The organism is Nocardia sp. bgisy118 (assembly GCF_057708605.1).
Genome location: NZ_JBYISM010000018.1, coordinates 161141 through 173894 on the forward strand (window position 1 = coordinate 161141; position 12754 = coordinate 173894).

12 protein-coding genes are annotated in these 12754 nt (G+C 67.0%); 5 read left to right on the forward strand and 7 right to left on the reverse strand.

All coding sequences use genetic code 11. The features are described from left to right. Positions 1–95 precede the first annotated feature (95 nt). On the forward strand, positions 96–665 hold the full coding sequence (locus tag AC3EO7_RS22410) for a copper chaperone PCu(A)C (RefSeq protein WP_431965739.1): 570 nt from the start codon (positions 96–98) through the stop codon (positions 663–665). Beyond that, on the forward strand, positions 658–1857 hold the full coding sequence (locus tag AC3EO7_RS22415) for a Dyp-type peroxidase (protein WP_435592312.1): 1200 nt from the start codon (positions 658–660) through the stop codon (positions 1855–1857). The genes AC3EO7_RS22410 and AC3EO7_RS22415 overlap by 8 nt, the downstream gene beginning before the upstream one ends. A 50-nt stretch (positions 1858–1907) precedes the next feature. Here AC3EO7_RS22415 and AC3EO7_RS22420 read toward each other — a convergent pair whose 3' ends face one another. From AC3EO7_RS22420 to AC3EO7_RS22440, 5 genes are all read right to left on the reverse strand, one after another. Continuing rightward, on the reverse strand, positions 1908–2258 hold the full coding sequence (locus AC3EO7_RS22420) for a hypothetical protein (protein WP_431965743.1): 351 nt from the start codon (positions 2256–2258) through the stop codon (positions 1908–1910). A 323-nt stretch (positions 2259–2581) separates the two neighbouring features. After that, a complete protein-coding gene (locus tag AC3EO7_RS22425; protein ID WP_488186284.1) occupies positions 2582–4864 on the reverse strand; it encodes a serine/threonine-protein kinase in 2283 nt (760 codons plus the stop codon). Positions 4865–5123: 259 nt separating this feature from the next. Next, complete coding sequence (locus AC3EO7_RS22430; protein WP_431966165.1) at positions 5124–5525, reverse strand: nitroreductase/quinone reductase family protein; 402 nt, start codon at positions 5523–5525, stop codon at positions 5124–5126. Positions 5526–5867: 342 nt separating this feature from the next. Beyond that, entirely contained in the window at positions 5868–6263 is a 396-nt protein-coding gene (locus AC3EO7_RS22435; RefSeq protein WP_435592313.1) for a VOC family protein, read from the reverse strand. Positions 6264–6668: 405 nt separating this feature from the next. Then, complete coding sequence (locus AC3EO7_RS22440; RefSeq protein WP_435592314.1) at positions 6669–6971, reverse strand: GlcG/HbpS family heme-binding protein; 303 nt, start codon at positions 6969–6971, stop codon at positions 6669–6671. A gap of 229 nt (positions 6972–7200) precedes the next feature. On the opposite strand from AC3EO7_RS22440, the gene AC3EO7_RS22445 reads away from it, so the two are divergent. After that, entirely contained in the window at positions 7201–7815 is a 615-nt protein-coding gene (locus tag AC3EO7_RS22445; RefSeq protein ID WP_431965751.1) for a TetR/AcrR family transcriptional regulator, read from the forward strand. A 212-nt stretch (positions 7816–8027) separates the two neighbouring features. Here AC3EO7_RS22445 and AC3EO7_RS22450 read toward each other — a convergent pair whose 3' ends face one another. Beyond that, positions 8028–8348, reverse strand: coding sequence for a hypothetical protein (locus AC3EO7_RS22450; protein WP_431965753.1), 321 nt, complete (start codon positions 8346–8348; stop codon positions 8028–8030). A 141-nt stretch (positions 8349–8489) separates the two neighbouring features. On the opposite strand from AC3EO7_RS22450, the gene AC3EO7_RS22455 reads away from it, so the two are divergent. Both AC3EO7_RS22455 and AC3EO7_RS22460 read left to right on the forward strand, forming a co-directional pair. Then, positions 8490–9431, forward strand: a complete 942-nt coding sequence (locus AC3EO7_RS22455; protein ID WP_435592315.1) for an ATP-binding cassette domain-containing protein — start codon at positions 8490–8492, stop codon at positions 9429–9431. Next, complete coding sequence (locus AC3EO7_RS22460) at positions 9428–10177, forward strand: ABC transporter permease (RefSeq protein ID WP_435592316.1); 750 nt, start codon at positions 9428–9430, stop codon at positions 10175–10177. The genes AC3EO7_RS22455 and AC3EO7_RS22460 overlap by 4 nt, the downstream gene beginning before the upstream one ends. On the opposite strand, the gene AC3EO7_RS22465 is transcribed toward AC3EO7_RS22460, so the two are convergent. Beyond that, positions 10161–12754 (reverse strand): ATP-binding protein (locus tag AC3EO7_RS22465; protein ID WP_435592317.1); only part of this gene is annotated, 2594 nt, incomplete at its 5' end. The genes AC3EO7_RS22460 and AC3EO7_RS22465 overlap by 17 nt on opposite strands.

Below are 12754 nucleotides of genomic sequence, written 5' to 3' on the forward strand. Positions count from 1 at the left end.
CGCACGACGACCGGTGTCTGCCGCGCACGAACGCGACGCCGGCCCAGACCGATGGCGGTCCCCTCTCACTTCCCGATTCCGAACGGAGCTTCTCCATGTTCTCCACCAACCGAACCCGCCGCCCCTCCCGCCTACTGCGCGGCACCGCGGCACTCGCCGCCGCTCCCCTCCTGCTGGTCGCCTGTTCCTCCACCGACAGCACGCCCGCCCCGGCCCGGGCCGCCGACGCCGTCACCATCCAGGACCAGTGGATCAAGGCCGCGGACAGCGAGATGTCGGCCGCGTTCGGCGAACTGACCAATACCGGCGACAAGACGCTGACCGTGGTGTCCGCGACCAGTCCCGCCTCCGCCAGGGTGGAGTTGCACGAGGTGGTCGCCGACGCGAGCGGCACCAAGACGATGCGTCCGAAGAAGGGCGGTTTCGTCATTCCCCCGCACGAGTCGCTGGCGCTGGCGCCCGGCGCCGATCACATCATGTTCATGGGGTTGAACGGCCCGCTGCGCACCGGTTCCGAAACTCCGGTCACGCTCTCCTTCGACGACGGTTCGACCATGACCTTCACCGCGCAAGTGCGTGACTTCCCCGGCAATCAGGAGAACTACGTGCCCGACGGCGACCATCACGCGGGCGCGCCCGCACCGACCCACACGCCCGGTGCCTGAGCCGATCAGACCCCGGGGCTTCACCCGCAGGCGCCTCCTCGGTGGGGGCGCCGCTGCGGCGGGCGCCGTCGGCCTCGGGGCCGGTGCGATCGCACTCACCGGGCGCGACACCGGCGCGCACGGGGCCGCGCCTGCGACCGCACCGTTCTATGGGCCGCACCAAGCGGGCATCGCGACCGCACCGCAGTCACACGCGGCATTCGTCGGATTCGATCTGCGACCGGGGCTGGATCGCGACGACATCGCGGGCATCATGAGGATCTGGACCGGCGACGCCGCCCGCCTCACTCAGGGCACCGCGGCGCTCGCCGACACCGAACCCGAGCTGGCGGCGCGCCCGGCGCGGCTCACGGTGACGGTCGGCTTGGGTCCCGCGGTGTTCACGGCCGCGGGTCTGGAGCACCGCAGGCCCGCCTGGCTGCGGCCGCTGCCGCCGTTCACCATCGACCGGCTCGAACCGGTCTGGAGCGACGGCGATTTGCTGCTACAGATCTGCGCCGAAGAGGCCACCGCGGTCGCGCACGCCGTTCGGGTGCTGTGCCGGAGCGTGACCTCGCTGCTCACGGTGCGCTGGGTGCAGCGCGGGTTCCGCGACGCGGCGCCCGGTCAGACCCCGCGCAATCTGATGGGCCAGGTCGATGGCACGGTCAATATCGCCGCGCCCGACTTCGACCGGCTGGTCTGGGACGACGGCACCGCCCAGCCCTGGCTCGCGGGCGGCACCTCGCTGGTGCTGCGGCGCATCGCCATGGCGCTGGACACCTGGGACGAAATCGACCCGGAGGGAAGGGAACTCACCGTCGGGCGCAAGCTCGGCAACGGCGCCCCGCTCACCGGCGGCCGGGAATTCGACGAACCGGACTTCGCGGCCGTCGACGCGCACGGCATTCCGGTGATCCCGCCTTCCTCGCACATCGCTCGCGCCCGCCACACCCACGACGGCGAGCGATTCCTGCGCCGCGGCTACAACTACGACGACGGCCCCGCGCCGGGCCAGACCTCCAACTCGGGTCTGCTGTTCGCCGCGTACCAGCGCGACGTGGACGCTCAGTACCTGCCGGTGCAGCAGCGGCTGGCCGATTTCGATGCGCTGAACGTCTGGACGACGCCGATCGGATCGTCGGTGTTCGTGATTCCACCCGGCGTGCCGGAACCCGGCGGCTACCTCGGGCAGACTCTGTTCGAGTCGTGAGGTTGCTCGGGGCCCGCCGATCAGCGGGCCCCGAGCGCTTCCCGCCTCGATCAGCTCCAGAGCACCGCCACGAACACGTTCACGATGCCCAAACCACCCGCCGCGTGCGTCATCCAGGGCACGTCCTTGCCCCGCTTGGCATCGGCGCGCCCCATCTCGGCGAACGCGGCGACCAGCACGGAGATCACCAGCTTGACGCCGATCTTCACCATGTTCAGGTCTTTGTCCAGCGAAGCGATCGACTCGGCCATCCCGACCAGGATGATCCCGGTGATGATCTGGGCCCGCGCACCCCACACCATCACCTCGTTGACCTTGGGCTGCCCAGCCGCATACCCGCCGATCACCGCGGCCATACCGAGCAAGTGCGTCACGACCACGACGTTGTAGACGAAATCCATAACGCCACACGCTAGTTCATCCCGCCACCGTCTACTACGCGGTGTCGTGAATTCACTGCCGTGTCGCCGGACCTCCCGCCCTCACATCCGGCCACCGGCGGTGCACCCGTGCGCGATCCGACGCCTGCACAAGGGTGGGCACCATATCCGAGGCGGCGTTGCACACGGTGATTCCGCTCGAGGTCTCAGCTCAGACCCCCGGCAGAATGATCAATCGGCGTGGACTCCGGTCCCGCCCTCGCTGCGCGCGGCGCCCTGCGGTGGGCCTACGACGTGGCGGGCCAGCCGGCGCGATCGGCCAAGCGGGCAGCGTTGTCCAGCGGTCAGGACTGGGGATTGGGCTCCACGATGCGAGCGAGGGCCGCCAGGTCCGACTGCAGGGCGTAGAAGGTGCGCAGGGCGACGGCGAAGCCGATGAGCCCACCGATACAGAGGGCAACGATCGGGGTGGTCACCGCTGCCTGCTGATGTGGAGTCAGGAACATCAGCCCTGCCGGCACACCGATCAGCGGAACCGACGCTGCCACACCCAGATACACGCGGCTGCGTCGGGTCAGCCGATGGAGGCGGATGGCGTCGTCGGGGGAGGTTTGCCCAGCGACGACCAGACCGGGGTAGTACCAGCGCATGACGAAGAAAGTGGCGGGAAAGTACGTGTACACGACCGCCACCGCGGCCGCGACGAGGATCGAGGCGATCAGATTCGCCAGCAATCCGATCGGCATCGGCCCGAGCGACAGGAGCTTCACCACGAAGATGATCGTGGCCAGGGTCCATCCGATGAATGCGACCGCCGCGATTCGGTCGCCGCAGGCGAGGGTGTCGGCGCGCGCCTGCGCGAGGGTGGTCTCGTCGAAGTACCTGCCCTTGCGCAGGCCGTCAGGCACCAGGAAGACCTTGCGGCACCAGTACAGCAGGCCGACGACGGCGACCGGGTAGGCGATTGCCATCACCACGTATCCCAGGTGGGTCATCTGCCCGGCGGCGTTTTCTCCCAGTTCGAGTTCGATCAGCCGGACGTCGTGATAGGACAGGTAGAGCCCGGCCACGATCTGGCCGAATATGCTTGCCGGAATCACCACTGGTATCGGCCGCATGTGCAGCCGCGCCCGCAGGGTGTGTGCGGGCGGGTCGACCAGGTCGCGAGCGGTCCGGTCCTGACTCAATTCCAGTCTCTTGGCCAGTTCGGCGCCGTTGGGGTATCGGTCGGCGGGGTCGGGTGCAAGGCAGGTGAGCAGTGCATGATGCAGTACGGCCGGGCAGTCGGGGGGCACCTGGGCCTCCAGGGCCGCGTCGATGGGCCGGCGGCGTCGATCGATCATCGCTTGTAACGACTGCTCCGATTCGCCGGCCCTGTGCCCATCGTCGAACGGTCGCCGTCCGGTGAGTAGTTCCCACAGAAGCACTGCCAGCGAGTAGAGATCGCTGCGGGTGTCCAGATCGGCGGCAGTAGTGGCCAGGTTGGGGTGGCAGGCTTCGAGCTGTTCAGGGGACATGTAGGCCAGGGACCCACCGAAGTAGGCGACCGGGTTCGCGCCGGGCAGGTGCCGACTGAAGCTGATGTTGAAGTCGGCCAGTTTGGGCTGGCCATCGGCGGCGAGCAGCACATTCGCGGGTTTGATGTCGCGGTGCAGGACACCATGGCGGTTGGCGTAGTCCAGAGCGGTCGCGAGGCGGCTGCCCAGCCACGCGACCGCTTCCGGCCAGGTGAGCCGTTCCAGACCCGCGCGCGCAGCCGAGAGCTGAGGCTCGAGCACGCCGCCGGTCGTGATGGCGGCGTCGATGGCCTCCAGCAGCAGCTTGCCATCGCGTTGGGCCGGTGGACAGCGTCGCAGCAGTCCCAGCACGTCCAGCAAGGTGCCGCCGGGTACGTACTGCATATACATGAGTTTCAGATGCTGTTCGGCGATCTGACGCTGATCGAAGACCCGGACGATGTGGTCGTGGTCGAGCTGGGCCAGCGTCTGTGGTTCGGTACCGCGATCGTGGGAGATCTTCACCGCGACCAGTCGGCTCATCGACCGCTGCCGAGCCAGGAATACGCGCGCGAAGGCACCGCGACCCAGCGACAGCAGCAGATCGAAGTCATCGACGGTATCGCCCGGATTGATGGAGTCGAGAGCGTCGAGCGCCTTGGGCTCGGCCAGCAGCGTGGTACGTGGGCCGCCGACATCGAAACCCTCGGTGATGCGGGCCAGCTGGGTAGGGTACTCGTCCTCGTACTCGCTCAAGTCGACGTCGTTGCGGCGACTGCGGGCGCTGATCTCCTCGTAGACGAGATCGGGCGGCAGCGGGGTAGCGCACAGTTCTGGGAACTGTGCGCGATAGTCGGCAAGGCGCGGCGCGGCGCCGCTACGCCGCCAGCGTTCGTGCAGATCCACTTTGATCAGCTCGATCAGCGCGGTCCGCCGCAGCGCGGGATCGCCCGGCAGGTGGGCCGACAGATTGGGCGGTTCGTTCGATGATTTCCAGTGCTCGGCGAACTGGGCAACCAAACCCGTCAACGCGGTCTGCGTTGCCGTCACGCGACCACCACCGGGTGCGGCCGCGCCGGGGCCCTCATCCATCGTCGCTCGCTTTGAAGTGGTTGACTCGGACCTCCGCACCGAGTGCATCGGATCCCTAAGGCGAGTATCGGCACTGCCCCACTAGCCTTACTCCGCTGCTGCCCAGCTGTCCACCCCGACCACGGCCACCGACGAATGTCCACAGTGACCGCCGTGTCGCCGGACCTCCCACCCCCCGCATCCGGCCACCGGCGGTGCACCGTGCGCCGATCCGACGCCTGCACAAGGGTGGGCATCATGTCCGAGGCCTGCGCGCATACCCGACACCCGAACCCGCCAGGTGTGCGGCATCCACTACTCAGGCCCGCAGCTCACAGATCACCACGGGGATGTCGCGCGTGGTTCGTTGCTGATAGTCCGCATAGCCCTTGTATGCCGCAATGATCTGCGGCCAGAGCTCCGCCTTCTCCCGCGGACTCGCGGTACGTGCGTGCACTTTGCGCCGACGGCCGAAGATGACCAGCTCAGCGTCAGGGCGCGACTGGAGATTTCGATACCAATCAGGGTTCCGATCGTCACCGCCCTTCGACGCGACGAGCACTACCCGATCGGAGTCGTGCACCGGAGCGGTCAGGTAGCACGACCGCGGAAGCCCTGACTTGCGCCCGGTCGTGTGCAACTCGACCACCGGCATACCGAATGGGTTCGCCAGCAATCTGTTCCCGCTGACCGTGAGGACGAACCGATGGGCAAGGTTCATCAGCTTGGCCCCGCCATCTTTCACCGTGTACTTGTTCACCGCGTGCTCCTTGTCCCGACCACACCGAAGCCTTTCGCAGACCGCCAGAGTCTAGTTAGCGGCGCATACATTACCAGAGGTGTGAGCAGCGCCAACATACATCGAAGAGCACGCTGCCAAGCATCGGTAGAGCTGCCTGAACCTACGGTGGACATGCGGTAAGTCCAATCAGGAGATACGCATCGGCGGCCGAAGCCCCGCGTCTCTGTCGCCATCCACGAGAGCGATTCGCCATCCACACTCCGCTCATCGCACGACCCGCGGACGGGCGGCGGAGCCGATGACAGGATGCGCACCGGAGATTCAGCGGTCGGCGAAGATACCTTCGAGCATGCCGGTGGCTTGGCCGATCTCGATGAGGTAGCCGTCCGGATCACGCAGGTAGCAGCGAATTTCGGCTTTGCGGTCGAGGGGCTCGGTGAGGAACTCGGCACCCTTGCGGCGTGCGTCGGCATAGAAGGCGGCGATGTCGGCTACACGTACGTTCAGGAACGCCGAAACGGCATCGGTGGGCTCGGGGGGACGCAGGACGATATCGGGTTTGTCGGGGGTCGGTCCACCGCCGGGGTTCATGATGATCCAGCTGTTGGCGACTTTGACGATGCACGGGTTCTCCTCGAGCACCACCCGGCCGTTGAAGATGTCGGCGTAGAAGGCCCGGGAGCGACCCACGTCGGACACGGTCAAAAAGTGCGTCACCAGTAGTCCCTGGTCAGGGGCAGGGAAATCGGTACCGTTCATGAACGCTGCCTGCTTTCACGGTCGGTCGGTGGAATGCGGTGTGCCATGAACTGCGCCCTCGGATCGCCGGCAACCCCATCGTGCCACGCCACCACCAGCGATTATTGGTGCCACACCGCCATCAATACTCGAGCAGTCGGGCCGTCGACTCGCTATAGGCGATCGCCACGCTGTTCTCCCCCTCCCGCTCGGCGGGCACCACAACATCTCGGCGCCCGGAGCGAAGGGGCCGCCAGCTGGCGAATTTCGGCGGCCGTCAATCCAATTGGGCGACGGCAACTGTGCCGATCTTGTGGTCGGCGATCGAGGAGGCCGCGCCGTATACGCCCAGCGCGCCGATAACCGTGCCGCGGACCCAGATGATCACGCCACCGCCCCGTTGGGCACCAGTGAGTCTGCACCCGACTGCTGCGGTCCACCGACCAGCGGCTGTCCCTGTGGCGTGGCGGTGGTCATGTGCACTGTGTCGAATCCGAGCGCAATGGCCGTGTCTGCCTTGCGTTTTGCGATTTCGGTCGTATACCGGGGCGCGCCGTCCATGCACGCGAAGGCCACCAGTTTGCCGCCGGCCTCCACGACCGTAAGCGAGATGGCCTCCCCCAGCTCGGCTGCCGCCTGACGAGCGGCCGAGATCACCGAGTCGGCCTGGTCCAGCGAAATAGCCACGAGCCACTACTCCCTCACCCGCAACATCCATCGGCCCGCTCGTCGGCGGCACCTGCCGCCGGAGTGCACCGTAGATGACGACAGCGCTAAACGGTGCGCCTCCCCGCCCAGATCAGGGCCCTCCAGCTGCTAATTGAACAATGGTGTTCAATTATGCGTCCACTCGTTCGATCCTGCTACAGTCTCAGCTGATTGGACACGAGCGGGCACTGGATCGGAACCGGGGCACATGACACCGACGGAAGAGCGAATTTTCATCGCAGCTGTTCAGCTGTTCGTGGACAAGGGGACCACCCAGATCACCATCAGCGAGTTGGCACAGCAAGCCAATGTCGCCCGAGGCACGCTGTACCGCAACATCGGTTCGATCGAGGGCCTGTTCGATCGCGTCGTGCACGACATCAGTACAGACATGCACCAGCGTGTCGCCGCGACGTTCACCGGCATGGACGACCCCGCCGCCCGGATGGCAACGGGCGTACGGCTGTGGATTCGAACCGGCCACGACAACCCGTTGATGGGTCGCTTCGCTGTCGAGTTCGGCCTGCTCACCAAGGAAATACTCCGAACATGGTTGGCCGGGCCGCCGCAGGAAGATTTCCAGGCCGGAGTCGCCTCAGGGCGCTACATACTCGGCTCGGCCAGCATCGAGAGCGTCATCTCCATGGTTCTGGGCTCCACATTGAGTGCGATGTGGATGGTGCTGGAAGGTCATCAAACATGGAGAGAGGCAGGGGCGTCGACCGCAGAGCTGCTGCTGCGCGCACTGGGCATCGATCCTGAAGAGGCGCACGAGATTTCGACTCGAGAACTGCCAGCACTCGCTCCCAGCACAGTCCTGTAGACCACCACCATCACCGCCACCGTGGACGCCGACGCCTCGTCGCTCACAGTTCGCGGCACCGATGACGACCGAGGTTCGACTCTGGTTCACCGTTGTCCTGAGCTGATCGGAAGCAGTTTCGCAGATCGGTTTCCGGCGCGGAGATCGCTGACATCTGTGCACCGACAACGACTTTCCGTCACGGTGGATCGCCGACCCCGCCGAACCGGAGCTCACACGCCCGGACCACCGCCACCGTAGCCGTGGTGCCCGCCTCCCGCCGGACCACCACCGCCGGGACCACCCGGCCCCGGCTGGTGCGGGCCGCCGTAGCCCGGAGCTGCGCCCGGCCCGCCCGGTACACGACGCGTGGACCGGCGGGTCACCAGCACGACGATCAGCGGAATACCGATCACCACGAGCGCGATCAGCCCGATAACAGCGAGCCAGACCAGGTACCGACTGAGTTGCAGGAACTTCTCCGACTCCGGCGGCGGCTCGGGAGTGGGATTGCCGACTTGCGCCAGAATGTCGTACGCGGTGGCGAGAAGCATTGTCGTGCTGCCGATCTGCTCAGCGGATACGGAAATCCTCGACGGATCGTATCGTCTCCCGGAGCGGTGTGAACGTCAATGCGGAACTCCGTGTCAGGGGCGTGACAGGCCGGTGTCAGGCCGGGTGCCGATGGTGGTCGCATGAGTAATTCAGCGATCGCGGTTTCCGGGCTGCGGAAGGCATACGGGGACAAGGTGGTGCTCGATGGCATCGATCTGGATGTCCCTGCGGGAACGATCTTTTCCCTTCTCGGCCCGAATGGGGCGGGTAAGACGACGACGGTGAACGTGCTGAGCACGTTGATCACGGCCGATGGCGGGACGGTACGCGTTGCCGGCCACGACGTCGCGACCGAGGCCAAGGCGGTGCGCGCGGCGATCGGGGTCACCGGTCAATTCGCGGCGGTGGACGAGCTGCTGACGGGGCAGGAGAACCTGCAGCTGATGGTGGACCTCAACGGGATTCCCGACCAGGCAGGCAAGCGGACCGTCACAGAACTGCTGGAACGCTTCGAGCTGGTGGAGGCGGCGCACAAGCCCGCGTCGACCTACTCCGGCGGTATGCGCCGCAAGCTCGACCTGGCGATGACACTCGTCGGCAACCCGAAGATCATCTTCCTCGACGAGCCGACCACCGGACTCGACCCGCGCAGCCGCCGCACGATGTGGTCGATCATCCGCGACCTGGTGGCCGACGGCGTGACCATCTTCCTCACCACCCAGTACCTCGAGGAAGCCGATCAACTCGCCGACCGGATCGCGGTACTCGACCAGGGCCGCCTGGTCGCTCAGGGCACTCCCCACGATCTCAAGCGCCAGATCCCCGGGACGCACGTCCGGCTCCGGTTCGCCAACGGCTCACAGCTCGGCGCGGCCGCGCGTCTGTTCCCCGACTCCACGCAGGACGACGAGACACTGACCCTGCGGATTCCCAGCGATGGCGGCACGAAATCGCTTCGGGTGCTGCTGGACCGGCTCGACGAGTACGGACTCGCCGCCGACGAGTTCTCCGTGCACACACCCGACCTCGATGACGTTTTCCTCGCCCTGACGGGCCACACCACGGAGGTAGTCGCGAAATGACCGCCAAGTCCCCTTCGATTGTCATGTTGCGCCGCAACTTCAAACACATCGCCAGGAACCCGACCTCGGTGTTCAACGCGGTCCTGATGCCGATCATCATCATGCTGATGTTCGTGTACATGTTCGGCGACGCTTTCGACGTCGGCGTCGACTACATCGACTACGCCACGCCCGGCCTGATCCTGTTGGCGGTCTGTTACGGGCTGGGGAACACCGCGACAGCGGTGAACTCCGATATGACGAACGGCATCATCAACCGGTTCAAGGTCATGGACGTCTCCCGCGGCGCGGTGTTGAGCGGTCATGTCATCGCCACTGTGCTGACCAATCTGATCGCCATCACGGCCCTCGTCGGAGTGGCGTTCCTGCTGGGATTCAGTCCGTCGGCGAATGTCCTCGACTGGCTCGGTGTGGTCGGCATCGTCGTGCTGCTCGGTGTCGCGGCCAGCTGGCTCACGGTCGCCTTGGGATTGGCGGCGAAGTCTCCGGAAACGGCGGGCATGGCCTCCGTACCGCTGGTCATGCTGCCGTTCTTCAGCAGCGCGATCGTGCCTGCGGAGAAGATGGGACCGGGCTTGCGGCAGTTCGCCGAGTACCAGCCCTTCACGCCGATCATCGAAACCCTGCGCGGGTTGCTCGACGGCGCACCGAACACCGGCGATGCGATCACCGCCATCGCCTGGTGCGTCGGGATCGCGGTCGTCGGGTACCTGTGGGCGCGTTCGACATTCAGCAAGCGAGCGTGAACGCGGCCAACTCGTGCCAGCTCGCCCGCGCCCCCTCCTGTGCCGCCTCGGTGAACCGCGTGTCGCCGAGGCGGCTTCGCGCGGCCTGCTCGATCCTGACCACATCCGGTTGGGAGTGATCCGCCAGACCACGCACGCCTGCGCTCGCCGCGAGCAGCCGCGCGGCTTGCTCGTAGTTTTCGTCACGCAGCGCCAGATCCGCGATCCCGACGAGCGCCCGGGCGATCAGGGGTGCGTGCCCCGCCTCGGACGCCGCTTGCAAGGCCGCGACGCGGTGTGCGCGCGCCTCGTCGAGATCCTCGGCGAGATAGCCGAGCAGATCCTGTTTCATCGCGCGGCCGATTGCCCGCTCGGCGTCATCGCCGAGCAGCGTTGTCGCGATGTCGAGTTGCCGGTATGCCTGCTCGGCATCGCCGATCCAGCGCGCGAGTTCCGCCTTCGACAGCGCCAGCTCGGCAAGCACATTCGGCCAGGCGACTCGTTCCGCGGACCGCTGCGCCTCGGCCATGGCCGCCGCGCTCGACTCCTCGTCGCCCGACAGCCAGTACAACTGGGCCTGCCGCGACCGCAACGGCACGACATCCTCGATGGCGCCGATCTCGGTGACGACCGCGATCGCCTGTTCGTAATGCTCACACGCACTGGCGAACTCGCCGCGCATGGCGATGCGATTCGCCAGCTCGGTCTGGGCGAACGAAATCCCCCACCGTTCGCCGAGCGCGCGAAACTCGGTGAGCGCCGCCGCGAGATAGGTGTCCGCATCCCGGCCGCCATAGCCGAGCTGGATCCGCAATTTGCCGAGCTGCAGCCTGCCCAGGGCGCGCACCCAGGGGTCCTCGTCGGCCAGCAGTGATTCCCACGCGGGCAGGAACGCGTCCGGCCCTTGCAACATGCGTTCCAGTGGGGCGGCAAACCTCAGCACCGGGTGACGGCTCTGAACACGCCTGCTGGATTCGTAAGCTTTGCGGATCCACTCCTCCGCGTTGTACTGGTCACTCTGCGGCCCGGAGATCACGAACTGAACGACGAACGCGTACACCACTGCCCGGATCTCGTCGGCCACCTCGCCGGGCATGGCCGTGGCCGCCAGGATCAACTCGTTGCCCTCGGCCTTGTGCCCGCCGAGCCACCAGTACCAGCCTGCGGCCGCGGCGAGCCGCATCACCCCGTCGGCCTCGCCGGCCGCGAGCGCACCACGCATCGCGGCAGCGATATTGTCGTGCTCGGCCTCCAGCGTTGCGAGCCATTCCAATTGCTCGGCGCGGCGCAGATGCGGATCCGAGATTTCGGCGAGTTCGGTGAAATACGCGAGATGCGCACGACGCGCCGAATCCGATTCCCCCGCCTCCGTGAGACGCTGTTCGGCGTACTCCCTGATCGTGCCGAGCATCCGGTAGCGTGGCGCCAAGTCGCCCTCGGTGAGCACCAGCGATTTCTCGGTCAGCGCGGTCAGCAACTCGAGTACCTCACCCGCCTCGACCGCCTCGCTCCCGCAGACCCGCTCGGCTGCTTCCAGGCTCGCCCCGCCCGAGAACACCGAAAGCCTGCGCAGGACAACCCGTTCCGCGTCGGTGAGCAGCTCCCAGCTCCAGTCGACCACCGCGCGCAGCGTCCGGTGCCGCGGCAGCGCGGCCCGGCTGCCGCCGGTGAGCAGGCGGAACCGATCGTCGAGCCGGTGGGCGAGCTGATCGAGGGACATGGTGCGCAACCTGGCCGCGGCGAGTTCGATCGCCAACGGCATCCCGTCCAGTGCCCGGCAGACGCGCGCCAACGTCGACAAGGTGTGGGCGTCGGTCGTGAGGTCCTTGCGCACCGCGCGGGCTCGGTCCAGCAGCAGCAGGATGGCCGGAGCCGACGCGATCTCGCCGGGGTCGGCGTGTTCCGCGGGTAAGGCCAACGGTGCGACCGGCCACAGTGCCTCACCGGTGATGCCGAGGGGTTCCCTGCTCGTCGCGAGGATCCGCAGCTGCCTGCACTCTCCGAGTGCTCGATGGGCGAACGCTGCCGCGGACTCGATCACGTGCTCACAGTTGTCCAGAACGAGCACCATCGCCCGCTCGCGGACCGCGGCGATCACCCGATCCGTCGGCTCCGCGTCCGGCGCCTCGCCGAGCAGCGCATCCCGCAGTTTGAGCGCGGCGAGCGTCGCTTGCGCGATATTGTTCCCGCTTCCCTGCCCTTCGGGCCCATCCCCCGTGCGCCCGCCTCCGGTGTCACCGTCGGCGCCGATGGCCGCGAGTTCGACCAGCCAGGCACCGTCCGACAGGTCGCCGAGCAGCGTGCGCGCGGTTTCCGTGGCCAGTCGGGTCTTTCCAGAGCCGCCCGGCCCGATCAGGGTGGTGAGCCGGTGTTCGGCGATGAGTTCGCCGACCGCGGCGACATCGGCGTCCTTGCCGACGAAGCTGGTCAGCTCGGCACGTAAGTTGGTCTTCCGGTTGTCCTCCCGCCGTCCCAGCTCGCCCCGCAGCAGCGCGACGTGCAAGGCGGACAGCTCCGGTGCGGGGTCGACGCCCAGCTCGTCGGCCAGGGTTTCTCTCGCGCGCTCGTACACCAGCAGCGCCTCGGTGGGGGGGGGGG